A 16,613-nucleotide genomic window follows, 5' to 3' on the forward strand; every position below is an offset into this window, starting at 1 on the left:
TGTTGCCGGTAAAGACGGGTATCACCCCGGCAGGATACGTATCAGAGGAATTCCCTACAACAGCACCAGGTACGCCACAACGGAGAGCAGGAACGCAAACAGGAGAATCGCCAGGCCCAGCGGAGCGATGAAGGTGAGCATCGCATTCACCGTGCTTGCCAGCTGGGAGATCCGGTTCGACCCGAAGACCGTCACCCCTTCCACCCAGCCGGTGCCGCCTGCCGCCTCCGCCGGGGCAAGGTCCGCTATTGCCGTACGCACCGCATCTTCCACATAGGGGATGATCTCCTCTGCCGGGATGCGATAGCCCACCGGATTCCTGCCGGAGAGCGTATTCACCACATGCGAATCGGTGGTCATGATCTCGCACTCATCGACCACAGTCAGCAAATGATCCCGCAGCACCTCACGGACCCCGTGCTCCACATTGTTGCCGTCAAAGAGCACATAGGCCGTCACCTGCCCCTCCACCCGGACTACAAGCGCCATGATCCCGAGATCCCCGAATCCCTCCTCACGGGAGAACGGTACCGCCCGGTGAGCAGCCCCCACCTCAAAAGACGCACAGGGCAACGTAAGACATCCGTCCGCTGCCACCTGCGCCGCCTTCCAGTATTCATAGGCAGAGAGCGACCCCGCTACCACCGGTTCGGTCACATCGACCATGCAGTTGTGCCCGTCCACAAACGCCACATGCCGGTAGCGTCTCTGGCACTCCGCCATCACCGCAAGACCGATGGCATACTCCAGGTCCTCAGTCTTCTCCGGGGAACGGGTGGCAATAAGGAGCAGCGTATCGCCAAATCCCTGTGCACAAATATCCACCGACCCATAGGAATACCTGCGGGACGGCGTTGCCTTCGGGAAGAAGACCGCATCCCGCCGGGACGCACGCACCGCATCCGCCATCCCCGTCACCTCACTCTCCGAGACAAGGTTGAAGTCATGCGTCGCACACCCGTGGGCGACAAACGTGTCCATCCCGATCATATCGTGGAGCAGTTTCGGCAGGTTCGCCCCGCCGATCTCCCCCATTGGGCCGGGATGCAGGTTCGGCACGGTGAAGGTAATATCCCCCCGCCCTGCACGGGAAAAGAAGAGCGACGCCTGCTGGACATAGACGTCCTCGCCGATCTCCATGAAGAACTCATCCAGTGCCTTATCGCCGTCCGTATTGTGGGCGATGAACGCATTGATGAAATGCAGGGCGCTGATACGGAAGTTCTTCCGCAGGGGTCGCTCCACAAGCCAGAGGAAGAGCAGTACCCCACAGCCGAAGAGCAGGTGCAGCACAATCACGAAATACAGGAAATCCATCCCGAAATAGTATGTTCCCGCAATCGCTGCTGCGATACTCTGCAGTGACGCCGCAGGCACCATCCGGGCCATCCGGTAATCGGCAATCCCCGCGAGCACAATCAGCCGGACGGAAAAGACCACACCCAGTGCCACCGCAAAGAGCACCGAATAGAAGTTCGGGTATGGCAGAAATGTCAGGAGGAGACTTACAATGACCTGAAAGACCATGCACGCCATTGCGAGGAGTGCCGAGCGGTTCCAGGTAATCTTGCCCCCCACACTCTCAACAGAGGGTTTTGTAAGGACAAAAGCGAAAAGTGCGGGAATCACATACCCGGAAAATCCGAATACCAGCAGGTAATTGCGCCCGCCGATGTACCCCGCTCCGTCGATCACAATCCCCATGAGGAGCATAATTGCAACCGAACGCGGCCATGCAGGAGCTGCAAAAATGTACCGGGAGAGGTCTTCAAGTGCAGAATTTCCGCCTTTATCCGTCAGATTGACACACCTGCTTCACTCAACCTAGGTTTGTTCAGTCTCTATTTATGCGATATGATTCAGGGCAGGGAAACCGGTGCAAGGTCGCCGAAATGCTCCCGGTACCGCACTGCCATCCGGTCCCAGTCGGCGAGATTCGTCTGGCACCCGGCCTTCTCCACCACGAATGATGCCGTTGTCGTGCCAATCTCCAGTGCCGTCACCGGATCATAGCCCCGCATCTCCGCCGTCAGGAACCCGGCACGAAACGCGTCACCGGCGCCGGTCGGGTCGGCAAGCGTCACCGGCACTGCCGGGACATGCACCTCTTCGCCGTCCTGGTACAGGAGACTCCCGTCCCCCGACATCGTGATAATGACACGGGGCACCATCGCAATGAGGGCCTCGCGGGAGAACCCGCCGATCGCACAGATCCGTTCTGCCTCATGGCGGTTTACAAAGAGCAGGTCGGTACGCTTCAGGATCTCACAGATCTGGTCACGGGAGAACCGCACCAGGTCCTGCCCCGGATCAAACGAGACCCAGGAGGCCTTCTCTGCCACCCGGACACAGAAATCCGGTTCGGATGGCGCAAGGTGCACGCGGTCCAGAACCGGCGCCTCGGCGTCAGAGAGCGCTGCAGACGCACCCCATTCAAAGTAAGTGATCTGGTCATCCGTCCCGTCATTGAAGAGATAACAGGTCGAGGAATGCATCTCCGGTTTCACAATAAACCGGCGCAGAACACCGAGTTTTGTGAGCCAGTGATCGTACTCGCTCCCGGCAAAATCGCCCCCTACTGCGGTCACCAGTTCCGATGCACCGCCTAAGACCGCGATGCCAGCCGCAATATTTGCCGCACCGCCCCCGTAGAAGATCTCGTGCGCGGTGATAAACGTGGAATGGTTCTTTGCAATCAGTTCGGGAACCGTAAAAAGATGGTCGGTGGTGGTATGACCCACAACCGAGATCATATCAGTTCGACCCCGACAGCTCTTCGACCTCAAGAACCTTCAGCGGAATGTCACGCAGCGACTGTCCGATGACAGACTTTGCGATCCGTTCGGCGTGTGCCTCAGATTCCGCCTTGAAGACCTTCATCTCAAGCGTCAGCCCGACAAGGGCGATGTTTGACACAATCAGGGCATTATTCAGTTCCTGTTCACAGAACGGGCATATTGCCTGTCCGATCTCGATCTCTACAAACTTGGCTTTCGGGTTCAGCCGTTTTCCTGCTTCAGATATGGCGATGCCAATCGCATCGTCAAGGGTATCCACATCGCGGACAACCCATCCGGACTCCAGTATAACGCGGTAGTCACTCATTTTCTCATGCCTCTTACCAGATATTTTCGTGTACGTGTTCACCGATGGGCATCCTTCCGGCATAGGACGGGGGCAGATGCCCCTTTCCTGCCGCAAGGAGGACCAGCGGACGGATATGCTCCGGGAGCGCGAGGATCTCACTCACGGTCTCCTCGTCAAAAGCGCCTGTCCAGCAGGTCTGCAGACCCGCTGCATGCGCTCCGAGCATCATATAAGTCGCGGCAATCGTTGCGTCCTGCACCGCATAGAGAATGCCCCGTTCCCCGTACTGCGACATCGACCGCACGTAATTCGCGCAGACCACAAAGACACAGGGTGCCTCCATCAGGTGCTGCTGCTGGAACGCCGCATCGGAGAGATCTTCACGGATGCCCTCATCTGTTGCGATCACCACATCCCACGCCTCACGGTTGCCCGCTGACGGGGCACGCTCCGCGGCGCGAATGACTGCTTCAATCTCTGCAGACGTTAGTTCAACATCGCTAAATTCACGGACAGACGAGCGTGTCCGTAAAAATCCCAGGAATTCAGAGGAATCCATGTTCAGACAGAAACTCCCATGCTTCCTGTGCAGGAGTCGTAGCAAGGCTCACTGCATCTCCGATCTTCTGGGTTGCTTCCGCAAACTCGTCAGACTCAAGACGCGAGATGGCTTCACTCACGCGGTCTGCGGCCTGCTGGAAATTCCGGTTCTTCGTCGCATTGAATCCAAGCATCAGATTGGACCGGAACAGCTCCAGGAAGTTCGTCGTTACGCGCTTTGCAGCGGTACGCTCCGCGCCTTTGTAATCGTATAATGTTGCAAGAATCTGGGAGGCGGCGATAAGTTCAGACTTTGACCGCTCAGAAAACTGATATGCTGCAACTGCTTCTTTTGCATTCATCACAAAACCTACCGATTGTCTCATATAAAAACGGGATGGGTGATAATCTCACCCGGGTATCAATATTGTGTCTATTTGGATCCTTTGATGGAAGCAGGTGAACGGCGGATTCTCCTGCGGAACCGTGGATCATTCTCAGGACCTCTGCCGCGTCCGCGTGCTCCGCCGCGTCCGCCTCTGCCGCCCCTCCGGCCATCATCCTGTGATGCCTTCAGTGCCTTTTTCAGCTGATTACCGGTTTTAAACCGCTGGTTTGGACCGGGTTTCTTATATGTTCCTTCCTTTGCCGGGACAAGTCTGACCTGACCCTTTACGCTTTTAATCTGCGTCCATGTTGTGGTACCAGTTTTTCCCATAGAACAACTCCTTACTAATTAACACAGGAAAACGGATAAATGTAACCGAGAGGAAGACCCTCTCAGACAATCTTACCCAGTTCCTCCTTCAGCAGTTCGGATATGACCTTACCGTCCGCCCGACCGCGAAGTTCTTTCATCACGACCCCCATCAGGGGCCCCATCGCCCGCATGCCCTGTTCGCGGACAAACGCGTCCCGCTCGGCAATCGTCGCACAGATGACTGCGCGTACTTCTTCACGGCTTACCGACGGTGCTACCGTGTTGATTGCGACATCAATATCCTGACCCTCTGCAAGGGCACGGATGACCGGCGGAATCGCCTCCTTTGCAACCGCACCCGTCTCCACGCGCACGAGGAGGTCGATAAGCGCCTCGCCCGGCACAGCCGCGACGTTCGCACCGTCACGGGAGAGCTCCTTGAGGGTCCCGAGAAGCGTGTTTGCCGCAAGGGCGGACTTCACACCCCGGCTGACCGCCTCTTCAAAGAGCCCGCACCGCCGCGAGTAGACCATCTGCCGGGCGAGGGAGGCGGCGAGCCCCATCTCGCGTTCATAGCGCTCTGCCTTCGCGGAGAGCAGTTCCGGCAGGACAAGCGCGTCATAATACGCGCCCGTCACCGGCACCGGCAGGACATCCGTCTCCGGGTACATCCGTGCCGCTCCGGGCAGGGGGCGCATATATGCCGAGCTGCCTTCCTCAAGCATCTTGCGCGTCTCTTCCGGCACACCCTCAAGTGCCATCTCCGCACGCCGCCGGATCTGTCCGATGGCACAGGTGACCTTCTTTTTGGTGTCCGCGACGAGCACCACACAATCATTTTCCCCGGCGCCCACGGCTTCCTTCAGGGCGGTGACCTCTTCCGCCGTCACCCCGTAGGCAGGCAGTTCATCGGTGTGGAAGAGTCCGCCCACACCGCATTTCTTGGCGTAGTCGGACATCTCGCTCCCGAGACGCCTGCCGGGCTGGATCTCGCGACCGACAAGACCGTCATAGCCACGGAGACAGACCGCGTGAATCGCTTTCGCCCGTTTCAGAATGGCAGACCCGGTATCGCTGAAGAGCGCGGTCACATCATGGGACTCCTCGTCCACCGAGGCGCCCCTTGAGAGGAGTTCGTCACGAATTTCAACGAGACTCACCTGTCGCTGCACCTCGCGACGGACCACTTCCTCGATGAGCCGGAGTTCCTGCACACCCTTGATCTCGACACGGGCGCCCGCGGCGATGGAGATGTTCACGTCCTGCCGGATGGTCCCGATACCCCGTTTCACCTTCATCGTGGAACGAAGCAGCATCCCGATGTAGGCAGCGACATCGTGCACCGCTTTTGGCGTGTGCATGTCGGGGGCGGTCGTGATCTCAGCGAGGGGGATTCCCAGACGGTCGAGGGAGAAGGTATCCCCTTCTACCCGCTGGGCAGCCTCCTCTTCGAGACAGATGGACTCGATCCGCTCCCCAGTGGGGAGGGAGCCGTTCAGGGAGACGAGGGCAGTCCGCTGGAACCCGCTCGTGTTGGAACCGTCGATGACCAGTTTGCGCATCACATGCACCTGTTCGACCGGTGTCATACCCATCATCTTTGCGATGGTGAGCGCGAGTTCCAGTGCCTCCGGGTTCAGGGGTGCAGGCGGTTCTTCATCGTTTTCGACGAGGCAGGTGGTGTCATACGCATAGTAGGAGAACGGGCGCATGACCATCATCTCCTCGCGGGCCGCCCGGTCGATCTCACCCATCTCCGAGACTGTCGCCCGGAGATAACGGAAGAACTCGCCGGTATGCTCCTCCACGTCCCGCAGGACGGTCGGGCAGTGGCAGAAGAGTTTCTCTGCCGTGTCGAGCTGCTGGTGAATCTCGATACCGGCCTTCAGGCCCAGTTTCGCATACTCAAAATCCATTGTATGAACACCTCCCGAACTCGCCCCGCAAGGGCGTCGCCATCAGGCGGGCCGCCTCTTCGGTGTCGGTTGTCTGCCCGAGCACCCACATCAGTTTGACGTAGGCCACCTCAGGCAGCATCTCCTCACCTTCGACCACGCCTGCGGCGAGGAGGTCACGGCCGGTGTCGTAGACACGGTCACAGACACGGCCGTTGAGGCACTGGGAGGTCATGACCACGACCGTCCCTGCATCGATGAGCGCCTTTAAGGACGCGATCACGGGTGCCGAGGTGTGGCCCAGACCGGTACCGCAGACCACCAGCCCGCGGTATCCCGCAAACGCATCAACAACGTCCGGGCTCATGCCGGGATAGAAGGTGGTCATCCCGACCTTCTCCTCAAGGGTTGCGGCGAGCACCGGTTCGGTGTCCGGCCGCCTGCGCACCGCATCCCCGGACAGTGTCACGTCCAGTGACGGGTAGGCAACCGTTCCGATGGGCTCCATCCCGAAGCTTTGGAAGGCGTCCCGCCGGGAGGTGTGCATCTTGCGCACCCGTGTGCCCCGGTGGATGGCACAGGCGTCGTCATTCGTGCTCCCGTGCATCACAACCGCCACCTCGCCAAGGTCTGATATGGCCGCCGCCGCACTCGCAAGGCCATTCATCACATTGTCACTGGACGGACGGTCCGCGGACCGCTGTGAACCGACAAAGATGACCGGCGCCGGGGTGTCGAGCATAAACGAGACTGCCGCCGCCGAGTATGCGAGCGTGTCGGTGCCGTGCGTCACCATGACGCCCTCGGCACCGTTTTTGATCTCTGCACAGATGCTTTCGGCAAGGGTCTGCCAGATGGCAGGGGTCATATTCTCCGAGAGAATCGTTGCGAGCACCTCTGCACGGAACTGTGCTATATCGGCAAGCCCCGGAATGGCACGGAGGATATCGTCAGCGGTAAACTGGCTGGTGACGGCCCCCGTCCGGTAGTCCACGCGGCTTGCGATCGTGCCGCCGGTGGAGATGATTGAAAGCTGCGGAAGGGAGGCGTTTTGTTCGACCGCCATCTCTCCCGCCTCCGTCGCCTCCGGCGGGGCAACCACCGAGAGGCATGACGGGTCGACACCGATATTGTATCCGCTGTTCAGTTTGATGACCGCTTTCCCGTCGCGGTCGGTAATATATGTCCCTTCAAGGTCTGTTCCCGCATAGCGGCAGGTGACCTGTGTGCCTGATTCCATCATGATTCGTCTACCAGTGTCTTTCCTTCCCGGATCATTTTGTCTTCTGCATCCTGCAGGCGTTTCTGTTCGGACAGGACCCAGATGCGATCCTCTTCGCGTGCCACATTCCGCATCGCAATTGCCTTTTGCACCGTCTCCGGGGCCGGGCCGCCGGGTGCACGGCGCATCCGCACACTCACATCGACATCAAGGGCCTCTGTGATCCGCTCCGCCGTGAGGCCCCGCTCCACCAGCGAGATACCGGAGAGGTCCTGTGCCGCCGCCTCGAGGACAGCGAGCGTGATCGTCTCGCTCCGGACCGCACGGCCGATGATATTGTGGGCCGCCCGGAAGGGCAGACCATACTCCCGGACCAGCACATCCGCGAGTTCGGTCGCGGTGGAAAAGCCCCGTCCCGCCTCTTCGCGCATCCGGTCCGGATGGAAGGTGGCGGTCTCAATGATGCCCGTTGCGATGCCAATACAGGCGCCGGACTCCGCAACCGCCCGCCAGAGGGAGGGGGTCACGTCCTGCAGGTCACGGTTATAGCTCATCGGAAGGCCCTTGACGGCAGTAAAGGCCGCCGTGAAGGCACCTGCGACCGCACCCGTTTTGCCCCGCATGATCTCCGCCGTGTCCGGGTTCTTCTTCTGCGGCATAATGGACGAGGTCGAGCAGTATGCGTCGTCCAGTGTCACAAACCGGACGAAGGCAGAGCTCCAGAGAACGATCTCTTCCGCCAGACGGGAGAGTGTTGACATAAGAATCGTGCAGGCGGAAGCGGTCTCAATCACAAAGTCACGGGCGGAGACCGCATCCATCGTATTGAGCATGAGGTCCGGGAACCCGAGGAGTTCCGCCGTCATCTCCCGGTCGATCGGATAGCCGGTGGAGGCGAACGCCGCGGCGCCGAGAGGGGAGCGGTTCACCCGGATATAGGCATCCGTGAGACGCTCAAAGTCACGGGAGAGTGCCTGCTCGTAGGCAAGAAGATAGTGCCCGAGGGTAGTGGGCTGGGCGTGCTGGAGATGAGTAAATCCCGGCATCACCGTCTCCGTGTGGTTTGCTGCCTGCTCTAAGAGTGCGCCGCGCAGGGTGATGAGCCCCTCCAGATGGGTGAGCAGCTCTTCACGCAGACGGACACGAATACAGGTCGCCACCTCATCATTGCGTGACCGCCCCATATGCAGGCGGCCGCCCTTGTCCATGCCTGACGCGGCGATCAGCGTCGCTTCAATGCCGGCGTGCACATCCTCATACTCGTCATCAAATACCGTATCCGGCACACCGTTCTCATACATTTCCAGCAGTGCGGCCATGACCGCCTGCGACGCATCCCGTTCGATGATCCCCTGACGGTCCAGCATCAGGAGATGGGCAATATCCACCCTGACATCAGCATCAGCAATCCACCGGTCTGCATCCATTGACGAGAGGAAGGCAGCCACTTCAGCGGGCCGTCCGCCTGTAAGCCGCCCCCTCCTCACCGGATCGCTCGACATTTTTCAATAAACTCCTGCCTAATCTATACGAAACGAAAACTGTTAAAGCAATGCATTCTTCAGGTAAACACCCCCCGAATACCACCCCCCACGACCAATAATTTGTCCAAATTTGTTTACAATTGGACATATTCGGACAATTATTTGTCAGAAATGGAATGTATTTTATAATACACAGGAAACACCTATATGATTCACCACATCATCTGGAGAACATATCATGAAATCAAAAGGACTCTTTATCCTTGCAGTCTGTGCCATTGCAGCAGTACTGCTCGTCGCCGGCTGCACGGACACCGGCAGTACAGAAACCGAGAAAGACACCCTCTCCTTCGGTTACCAGCCGTCAACCCATCAGGTTGCATACATGGTCGCAAAGGAGAAGGGATGGTGGACAGAGGACCTCGCACCCTACGGCATCACCGACATTGAAGACCACAAGTTCCCCACCGGCGCACCGGAGATGCAGTCCATGATTGCAGGGGACATCGATGTCGCCTATGTCGGTGCAGCTCCTGTCATCTCCGCTCTTGCAACCGGCCTTGATGCAAAGATCGTCGCTGCCGTGCAGGTGCAGGGATCTGATCTTGTTGTCCGCCCTGAAGTCACCTACACCAGCCCTGACGACCTGAAAGGTCTCATCATCGCCACCTTCCCGCCGGGCACCATCCAGGACACCCTCCTGCGTGACTGGCTCCAGTCAAACGGCATTGACCCCGACACCGATGTAGACATCCGCCCGATGGGCCCCGGTGACGCTACGGTCGCCATCTCCGAAGGCGCTGTTGACGCGGTATTCCTGCCGCACCCTGCACCCGCCACCATCGCCGCTGAAGGAAACGGCTATACCGCGGTGCAGTCCGGTGAGATGGAGAAAGACCACGCCTGCTGTGTCCTCGTCGTCTCCGGCGACCTCATCCGCAACCACCCCGACATGGTGGAGCAGATTGTAAAGACCCACATCAAAGCGACCGAGTATGCCATTGCCAACCAGAACGAGACTGCACAGATCTACCACGACATGAACAAGGTCGACATGGCAGTCATTGAGGATTCGTTTACAACCTGGGACGGACGCTGGATCAACAACCCGTCAGTCATCACCGGATCCGTTGTTGACTACACCACAGTTCAGGCAGACCTCGGCTACATCAGTCAGCCACTTACCGAAGATGATATCTTCGATATGTCCTTCTATGAGAAGGCAACAGAAGCCTAACCTTTTTTTCCCCTGCCTGCGCAGATCTGAAGAACCGACCGGGAATACCCGGTACGCTACCTGTGGAGAACGCACGAATGCGTACAAAAAATAAGAATACCTATCGAAATATCCTGATACCGCTCGCCTCGGTTGGGGTGGTCATCCTCGTCTGGCAGATCGTTGCCGTCTACGTCGTCGGAAACACATTCAAACTGCCCAGTTTCACCGAGGTAGTCACCGCATTCATCGCGGACATGTTCGGTACGCGGGGCACCCTCCCGACAGACATCGTCGTGAGTCTGTACCACTTTGCAATTGGCATGGCAGCAGCACTCATCGTCGGCATCCCGACCGGCATCTGCATGGGCTGGTTCCGTGATATCGACATCGCACTGAACCCGATTGTGGAGATCATCCGCCCCATCCCGCCTCTCGCGTGGATCCCCTTTGCCATCATCTGGTTCGGGCTCACGCACGCGGCGGCAGGGTTTATCATCTTCATCGGCGCCGTCTTCCCTGTCATCATCAACACCTACACCGGCTTTCGCAATGTGCCGAAGGTGTTCATTGAAGCGGCACGGGTGCTCGGGTGTACAAAGGACTCCGCTCTGATCAGAAAGATCGGATTCCCGTCGGCAATCCCCGAGATCACCGCAGGGATACGGGTCTCGATGGGCATCGGGTGGATGTGCCTTGTAGGAGCGGAGATCTTCGGTGCAGGCACCGGGAAATACGGTCTGGGGAAGAATCTCTGGACCTATTACAATCTGCACCAGATGGACAGCGTGGTCGTCTATATGCTGGTTCTCGGTGTCATCGGCATTATCATTGACATGCTCTTCCGGCATTATGTGAACAAACAGACCATGCGGTGGCAGAACACCATGGAGTGATTTTGGGATGGCAATAGTTTCTGTAGAACAGGTAACCAAGGTCTTTGCACGCGACGAAGGGGAACCGACGGTCGCCCTTAAAGATATCAATCTGGATATCGAGGAGAAGGAGTTCATCTGTATCGTCGGCGCCTCAGGGTGCGGGAAGACCACCCTCCTGCGGATCATCGCAGGGCTGGAGACCGCAACGGAGGGCACCATCCGCCTCAACGGGACACCTATCGAAGGGACGGATACTGACCGGGGCATGGTCTTTCAGGAATACTCCCTCTTCCCGTGGAAGAGTGTCATCGACAACATCGCATTCGGTCTTGAGATGCGGGGCATCCCAAAGACAGAGCGCAGGGAGAAAGCAGAAAAATACCTGAAGATCATCCGGATGGAGCAGTTCCGGGACGCATACCCACATGAACTCTCCGGCGGCATGCGCCAGCGTGTCGCCATCGCACGGGCCCTTGCAAACGAACCGAAAGTCCTTCTCATGGACGAACCCTTCGGCGCACTGGATGCCCAGACGCGCAATGTGATGCAGCGCGAGCTTCTGGAGATCTGGGAAGAGACCCAGAAGACCGTCATCTTTGTCACGCACAGCGTTGATGAAGCAGTCTTCCTCGCCGATCGCATCGTTATCCTGAGCCCCCGACCGGGGAAAATTGAAGAGGTCATCACAGTGGATCTGCCACGTATGCGTGACCGTACCGCACAACAATTTGCCGAAATGCGCAAACACATCCTGAAATCAATGGAGGATAGCGCATCCATTCGGTAAGCTTTATATGGATATATTTCCATTTTTTAAAGCACATTTATACATAGAGGAGTCACAGTCAATGGTCCGAAAACCCGCCAAAATGTACAGATCTGTCACAAAAAGGGCATACACACGCCGGAAATATATGGGCGGTGTCCCAGGAAGCAAAATTGTGCAGTTCGATATGGGCAACCTGAAAACCGATTTCCCGGTTGCCGTCTCAATACAGGTCGATGAAAGATGCCAGATTCGCCACACTGCGATGGAAGCGGCCCGTGTTAACATGAACAGGAAGCTGATCAAGGATATCGGCAGAATGAACTTCCACCTAAAGCTGCGCACCTACCCGCACCACGTTCTCCGTGAGAACAAGCAGGCAACCGGCGCCGGTGCTGACCGTGTCTCAGAAGGAATGAGATCAGCATTCGGTAAGGCAGTAAGCACAGCGGCACGTGTCGAGGCAAACCAGAAGGTCTTTACCTGTTATACCACAGAGGCAAACGCTGAGAAGGTAAAGAACATTATGAAGCACGGCATCTACAAACTGCCGTCTCCTGGCAGAATTGTCATCGAAAAGAAGAACTAATTCTTCCGTATTCCCCCAACGGGGGCATATACTTTTTTACCATTCGATTACCCATCTCCATTGAAGAGATGGGAAGGGAAACATGCCTGAATTACAAGAACAGGAGAGAATACGCGCCGCCGTTGCACAGGCAACTGCTGACGCACTGAGAGAGGCGGAAATCCACCTCCCACCCGATGTCAAAGCGGCACTGAAGAGCGCATACGCAGCAGAAGAGAGTCCTGTTGCCCGCAGCGAACTCGAAGCCATATTTGAAAACATCGAAACTGCAGAGAGACGAAATGTCCCTATCTGCCAGGACACCGGCGTCCCGGTGGTCTATATCACGATACCACCCGCGGTCCCGTACACGGATGCCATCACCGAAGGCGTGCGTGACGGCGTGCGGCAGGCGACCAAAGAGGTGCCGCTGCGCCCCAATGTCGTCTCCCCGTGCACACGGGAAAATTCAGGCGACAACTGCGGTGCAGGGATGCCCGCCGTGCATATCTCGCCGGGCGATACGTTCACCCTCACGGTGCTCCCCAAAGGGGCCGGGTCGGAGAATGTCTCCGCACTGCGGATGTTCCTGCCGTCCGAGACCGGAAAGATTGCGCAGTTCATCACGGAGTGCATGCTCCGTGCCGGGGGAAAACCCTGCCCGCCGGTGATCTTAGGCATCGGCATCGGCTCCACTGCTGACGGGGCGGCAGCGCTCGCAAAGGAAGCGCTCCTCGAACCACTTGGAGAGATGACGGCCTTCGAACAGGAGATCTATAACGCGGTAAACGCCCTCGGGATCGGCCCGATGGGCCTCGGCGGGAAGACGACCTGTCTCGGCGTGCGGATACGAAAAGGAGGGTGCCACACAGCATCACTCCCTGTTGCCCTAAATGTCCAGTGCTGGGCGGCCCGGCGGGCGACGGTGGAGGTGCAGTATCCATGACCACCCTCACAACCCCGCTGGGCGACGAGGTGCTCGCCCTCAAAGCAGGGGACAGAGTCACCCTCTCCGGAATGATCTATACCGCCCGCGACGAGGCGCACCTCCGTATGCAGGAGGCAGGCATCCCCTTTGACCCGAAGGGGGCGGCCGTCTACCACTGCGGACCGGTGGTGAAGGAGGGCAAAATCATCGCCGCGGGCCCCACCACCAGTGCACGGATGAACGAACTCTCTGGATTCCTCCTCGATGCCGGTGTGCGGGCACTCATCGGCAAGGGCGGTATGGGCGACACCGTGCGGGAAGAACTCCGGGGCAGGGGTGTCTATCTCGCCTTCACCGGCGGGTGTGCGGCCCTTGCAGCCTCACGGATGACCCTGAAAGGCGTGTTCTTCGAAGATTTGGGGATGCCTGAGGCCGTCTGGGCCATCGAGTGCAGAGAGCTCCCCCTGACCGTTGCAATCGACGCGGAGGGAAATGATCTCTTCCGTGACGTCCGCCTCCGTGCCCAGAGAGCATTTGACGAAATGTTCTGATTTCCCTCTCTATTTTGGGAAGGCAACCGGAACTGTCGATACCTTTAGTAAATACCCGAAACAACATATACGCAGGACGTGCCTGATGAAACTGATAATCGATGAACGGAGGTGCAAAGGGTGCAACCTCTGCACCACCGTCTGCCCATACAATATATTTCAGGAAGGCAGAAAACTCAACGAACGGGGAATTATTGTTCCCATCCTTGACCGCCCGGAACGGTGCACCAACTGCCGCCTCAGAAAACTCTATGGGAGGCAGTTATGCGGCGCATGCCAGATGATCTGCCCGGATCAGGCAATTTACTGGGTTGAAGAAGACCCTTATTCTGAAGAAAGCGTGGTGATTGAGTTTTGAGCAAAATTGAGTTCATGCAGGGAAACCGAGCCTGCTGTGAGGGTGCTCTTGCCGCAGGATGCAATTTCTTCGGGGGATACCCGATTACCCCATCAACCGAAGTTGCAGAGCTGATGGCACTGAAGCTCCCGAAGGCGGGAGGGACCTTCATCCAGATGGAAGACGAGATCGCAAGCATGGGGGCCATCATCGGCGCCTCGTGGACCGGTGCACGCTCCATGACCGCCACGTCCGGGCCGGGATTCTCCCTTATGATGGAGAACATCGGCTATGCGGTGATGACGGAGACACCGTGTGTCATCGTCAACATCCAGCGGGGCGGCCCCTCCACCGGACAGCCGACGATGTCCGCACAGGGAGACATGATGCAGTGCCGGTTCGGTTCACACGGTGATATGGCAACGATTGCCGTTGTCCCCTCGACGGTGCAGGAGATGTATGAACTGACAGCAAAGGCGTTCAATCTCGCCGACCGGTTCCGTGTCCCCACCTTTGTGATGTCGGATGAGACCATCGGCCACATGCGTGAGCGGATCATCATCCCCGACAAGGTCGACATCGTGCCCCGAAAACCGCTTCAGGAGGGGAAACTCCCCTTTGAAGCAGATGAGAACGGGGTCCCCGGATTTGCGAAGTTCGGCAGCGGCCACCGGGTGCATGTCACCGGCCTGACACACGATGAACGCGGGTACCCGGATACAACCGACCCCGACGTCCACGCGAAACTGGTGAAGCGCCTCTACAACAAGGTGGAGTCCAAACGCCACGAGATTGCCGACTATGACGCGGTCAACACCGATGCGGAGACCGTCTTTGTCACCTACGGACCCGGTGCCAGGACGGTCCGGCAGGTCCTGCACGACCACCCCAACGAGGAGATCGGCCATCTCAACCTGAGAATTGTCTGGCCGTTCCCCGAGGACACCCTGAAGCTCTTCCCCAATGCAAAGACCTTCATCGTGCCGGAACTGAACCTCGGCCAGATGGTACGCGAGGTCGCCCGCCACACAACGGGTGAAAAGGTCGTCTCCATGCCGAAGATCGGCGGCTACATTCACACGCCGGATGAACTCTACGCAGCCGTGGAGGCAGAGAAATGACCACCAGAGTCTTTGAGAAGTGGTACCGCGAAGACCGCCTCCCCCATATCTTCTGCACCGGGTGCGGCAACGGCACCGTGATGAACTGTGCCATCAAGGCGGTGGACATGATGCAGTGGGAGATCGACGACACGGTATTTATCTCCGGTATCGGCTGTTCATCCCGTGCACCGGGATACATATCGACAGACTCCCTGCACACCACCCACGGGAGAGCACTTGCCTTTGCGACCGGTGTGAAGATGGCGAATCCCGATCTCAATGTCGTGGTCTTCACCGGAGACGGTGACCTCTCTGCAATCGGCGGCAATCACTTCATTCATGCATGCAGACGGAATATCGACATGACCGTCATCTGCATGAACAATATGATCTACGGCATGACCGGCGGACAGGGAAGCCCCTGCACTCCCGTCGGGAAGATCTCCACGACCACCCCCTACGGAGCAACAGAACCCGTCTTTGACCTCGCAGACCTTGCGGTTGCGGCCGGGGCAAGCCATGTGGCACGGTGGACGTCCTACCACACAAAGGAACTGACCAAAGCGATCGAGACCGGCCTTGCGACCGAAGGACTCTCGTTTATCGAGGCAATGGTCCAGTGCCCGACGGCATACGGCAGGAGAAACAAACTCCGGCAGGTGACAGACCAGGTGGAGTGGATGCGTACGCATGCCATCCTCCTCCAGAAGGCACGCCGGATGGAGCAGGAAGGAAAACCAATCCCCGAGGAACACTTCACGGTCGGTGAATTTATCCACCGGCAGCGCCCGGCAATGGGGGTGCGCAGATGAGGCACGAAGTCCTCTTCTCCGGATTCGGAGGGCAGGGAGTGATCCTCTCGGCGGTCATTCTCGGGCGGGCGGCGGCCCTCTACAGCAATAAATACGCGGTGCAGACTCAGGTCTACGGGCCGGAGGCACGGGGCGGTGCGTCGATGAGTGCAGACGTCATTGACGACGAACCCATCCTCTACCCGAAGGTCACCACACCGGACATCTATGTGATCATGTCCCAGCAGGGCTTTGAGAAGTACGGGGCAACCGCCCCGGAGGACGCCCTCATGCTGGTGGACTCAGAACTGGTGCTCTCCCGCCCGGCGTGCACCTGTATCGAAATCCCCGCCACCACCGAGGCCAAAGAGAACCTGGGCCGGGTCATCGTCGCAAATATTGTAATGCTCGGCGCCCTCGTGACCGCCACCGGTGTGGTATCAGAGGACGCCATTGAACAGGCGGTCCTTGACAGTGTCCCGAAAGGAACCGAGGACCTGAACCTCGCAGCCCTTCACCGCGGATTTGAACTGGGAAGACAATAAAC

General features: G+C 58.3%; 19 protein-coding genes. 10 read left to right on the forward strand and 9 right to left on the reverse strand.

The window, feature by feature from the left end; all coding sequences use genetic code 11:
* Positions 1-54: 54 nt before the first annotated feature.
* From OU421_RS02865 to argH, 9 genes are all read right to left on the reverse strand, one after another.
* The gene (locus tag OU421_RS02865) at positions 55-1,800 is read right to left on the reverse strand and encodes a DUF2070 family protein (protein WP_268187855.1); all 1,746 of its coding nucleotides are present in this window, start codon (positions 1,798-1,800) and stop codon (positions 55-57) included.
* 59 nt (positions 1,801-1,859) lie between these two features.
* Positions 1,860-2,753, reverse strand: a complete 894-nt coding sequence (locus tag OU421_RS02870; protein ID WP_268187110.1) for a carbohydrate kinase family protein — start codon at positions 2,751-2,753, stop codon at positions 1,860-1,862.
* 1 nt (position 2,754) lies between these two features.
* On the reverse strand, positions 2,755-3,105 hold the full coding sequence (locus OU421_RS02875) for a DUF555 domain-containing protein (protein ID WP_268187111.1): 351 nt from the start codon (positions 3,103-3,105) through the stop codon (positions 2,755-2,757).
* Between the two features lie 13 nt (positions 3,106-3,118).
* Entirely contained in the window at positions 3,119-3,646 is a 528-nt protein-coding gene (locus OU421_RS02880) for a nitroreductase family protein (RefSeq protein WP_268187112.1), read from the reverse strand.
* Positions 3,633-3,989 (reverse strand): hypothetical protein, encoded by a 357-nt coding sequence (locus OU421_RS02885; protein WP_268187113.1) that lies wholly within the window; start codon positions 3,987-3,989, stop codon positions 3,633-3,635. Before OU421_RS02885 ends, OU421_RS02880 begins: the two co-directional genes overlap by 14 nt.
* A 71-nt stretch (positions 3,990-4,060) precedes the next feature.
* On the reverse strand, positions 4,061-4,345 hold the full coding sequence (locus tag OU421_RS02890; RefSeq protein ID WP_268187114.1) for a DUF5350 domain-containing protein: 285 nt from the start codon (positions 4,343-4,345) through the stop codon (positions 4,061-4,063).
* Between the two features lie 62 nt (positions 4,346-4,407).
* Entirely contained in the window at positions 4,408-6,243 is a 1,836-nt protein-coding gene (gene gatE / locus OU421_RS02895) for a Glu-tRNA(Gln) amidotransferase subunit GatE (protein WP_268187115.1), read from the reverse strand.
* Entirely contained in the window at positions 6,233-7,462 is a 1,230-nt protein-coding gene (gene gatD / locus OU421_RS02900; RefSeq protein WP_268187856.1) for a Glu-tRNA(Gln) amidotransferase subunit GatD, read from the reverse strand. The genes gatE and gatD overlap by 11 nt, the downstream gene beginning before the upstream one ends.
* Positions 7,462-8,946 (reverse strand): argininosuccinate lyase, encoded by a 1,485-nt coding sequence (gene argH / locus OU421_RS02905; protein ID WP_268187116.1) that lies wholly within the window; start codon positions 8,944-8,946, stop codon positions 7,462-7,464. The genes gatD and argH overlap by 1 nt, the downstream gene beginning before the upstream one ends.
* Positions 8,947-9,166: 220 nt before the next feature.
* On the opposite strand from argH, the gene OU421_RS02910 reads away from it, so the two are divergent.
* The 10 genes from OU421_RS02910 (at position 9,167) to OU421_RS02955 (ending at position 16,611) form a co-directional block, all read left to right on the forward strand.
* Positions 9,167-10,165, forward strand: a complete 999-nt coding sequence (locus tag OU421_RS02910) for an ABC transporter substrate-binding protein (protein WP_268187117.1) — start codon at positions 9,167-9,169, stop codon at positions 10,163-10,165.
* Positions 10,166-10,242: 77 nt separating this feature from the next.
* Positions 10,243-11,040 (forward strand): ABC transporter permease, encoded by a 798-nt coding sequence (locus OU421_RS02915; protein ID WP_268187118.1) that lies wholly within the window; start codon positions 10,243-10,245, stop codon positions 11,038-11,040.
* Positions 11,041-11,047: 7 nt separating this feature from the next.
* Positions 11,048-11,809 carry an ABC transporter ATP-binding protein gene (locus OU421_RS02920; RefSeq protein WP_268187119.1) on the forward strand — a complete coding sequence of 254 codons (762 nt, stop codon included), beginning with the start codon at positions 11,048-11,050 and terminating at the stop codon, positions 11,807-11,809.
* 61 nt (positions 11,810-11,870) lie between these two features.
* Entirely contained in the window at positions 11,871-12,377 is a 507-nt protein-coding gene (locus tag OU421_RS02925) for a 50S ribosomal protein L16 (protein WP_268187120.1), read from the forward strand.
* 82 nt (positions 12,378-12,459) lie between these two features.
* Complete coding sequence (locus OU421_RS02930) at positions 12,460-13,302, forward strand: fumarate hydratase (RefSeq protein ID WP_268187121.1); 843 nt, start codon at positions 12,460-12,462, stop codon at positions 13,300-13,302.
* On the forward strand, positions 13,299-13,835 hold the full coding sequence (locus OU421_RS02935) for a FumA C-terminus/TtdB family hydratase beta subunit (RefSeq protein WP_268187122.1): 537 nt from the start codon (positions 13,299-13,301) through the stop codon (positions 13,833-13,835). The genes OU421_RS02930 and OU421_RS02935 overlap by 4 nt, the downstream gene beginning before the upstream one ends.
* An 85-nt stretch (positions 13,836-13,920) precedes the next feature.
* Entirely contained in the window at positions 13,921-14,193 is a 273-nt protein-coding gene (locus OU421_RS02940; RefSeq protein WP_268187123.1) for a 4Fe-4S dicluster domain-containing protein, read from the forward strand.
* Positions 14,190-15,293, forward strand: a complete 1,104-nt coding sequence (locus tag OU421_RS02945; protein ID WP_268187124.1) for a 2-oxoacid:acceptor oxidoreductase subunit alpha — start codon at positions 14,190-14,192, stop codon at positions 15,291-15,293. Before OU421_RS02940 ends, OU421_RS02945 begins: the two co-directional genes overlap by 4 nt.
* A complete protein-coding gene (locus OU421_RS02950) occupies positions 15,290-16,087 on the forward strand; it encodes a thiamine pyrophosphate-dependent enzyme (RefSeq protein WP_268187125.1) in 798 nt (265 codons plus the stop codon). Before OU421_RS02945 ends, OU421_RS02950 begins: the two co-directional genes overlap by 4 nt.
* Positions 16,084-16,611, forward strand: a complete 528-nt coding sequence (locus OU421_RS02955; protein WP_268187126.1) for a 2-oxoacid:ferredoxin oxidoreductase subunit gamma — start codon at positions 16,084-16,086, stop codon at positions 16,609-16,611. The genes OU421_RS02950 and OU421_RS02955 overlap by 4 nt, the downstream gene beginning before the upstream one ends.
* Positions 16,612-16,613: the final 2 nt, after the last annotated feature.

Source organism: Methanogenium organophilum (genome assembly GCF_026684035.1).
GTDB classification, from domain to species: domain Archaea; phylum Halobacteriota; class Methanomicrobia; order Methanomicrobiales; family Methanomicrobiaceae; genus Methanogenium; species Methanogenium organophilum.

Bases quoted from the DNA above. Each gene is read 5' to 3' on its own strand.
- OU421_RS02870 (WP_268187110.1), bottom strand. From the start codon at position 2,753: ATGATCTCGGTTGTGGGTCATACCACCACCGACCATCTTTTTACGGTT.
- OU421_RS02875 (WP_268187111.1), bottom strand. From the start codon at position 3,105: ATGAGTGACTACCGCGTTATACTGGAGTCCGGATGGGTTGTCCGCGAT.
- OU421_RS02880 (WP_268187112.1), bottom strand. From the start codon at position 3,646: ATGGATTCCTCTGAATTCCTGGGATTTTTACGGACACGCTCGTCTGTC.
- OU421_RS02885 (WP_268187113.1), bottom strand. From the start codon at position 3,989: ATGAATGCAAAAGAAGCAGTTGCAGCATATCAGTTTTCTGAGCGGTCA.
- OU421_RS02890 (WP_268187114.1), bottom strand. From the start codon at position 4,345: ATGGGAAAAACTGGTACCACAACATGGACGCAGATTAAAAGCGTAAAG.
- gatE (WP_268187115.1), bottom strand. From the start codon at position 6,243: ATGGATTTTGAGTATGCGAAACTGGGCCTGAAGGCCGGTATCGAGATT.
- gatD (WP_268187856.1), bottom strand. From the start codon at position 7,462: ATGGAATCAGGCACACAGGTCACCTGCCGCTATGCGGGAACAGACCTT.
- argH (WP_268187116.1), bottom strand. From the start codon at position 8,946: ATGTCGAGCGATCCGGTGAGGAGGGGGCGGCTTACAGGCGGACGGCCC.
- OU421_RS02910 (WP_268187117.1), top strand. From the start codon at position 9,167: ATGAAATCAAAAGGACTCTTTATCCTTGCAGTCTGTGCCATTGCAGCA.
- OU421_RS02915 (WP_268187118.1), top strand. From the start codon at position 10,243: ATGCGTACAAAAAATAAGAATACCTATCGAAATATCCTGATACCGCTC.
- OU421_RS02920 (WP_268187119.1), top strand. From the start codon at position 11,048: ATGGCAATAGTTTCTGTAGAACAGGTAACCAAGGTCTTTGCACGCGAC.
- OU421_RS02925 (WP_268187120.1), top strand. From the start codon at position 11,871: ATGGTCCGAAAACCCGCCAAAATGTACAGATCTGTCACAAAAAGGGCA.
- OU421_RS02930 (WP_268187121.1), top strand. From the start codon at position 12,460: ATGCCTGAATTACAAGAACAGGAGAGAATACGCGCCGCCGTTGCACAG.
- OU421_RS02935 (WP_268187122.1), top strand. From the start codon at position 13,299: ATGACCACCCTCACAACCCCGCTGGGCGACGAGGTGCTCGCCCTCAAA.
- OU421_RS02940 (WP_268187123.1), top strand. From the start codon at position 13,921: ATGAAACTGATAATCGATGAACGGAGGTGCAAAGGGTGCAACCTCTGC.
- OU421_RS02950 (WP_268187125.1), top strand. From the start codon at position 15,290: ATGACCACCAGAGTCTTTGAGAAGTGGTACCGCGAAGACCGCCTCCCC.
- OU421_RS02955 (WP_268187126.1), top strand. From the start codon at position 16,084: ATGAGGCACGAAGTCCTCTTCTCCGGATTCGGAGGGCAGGGAGTGATC.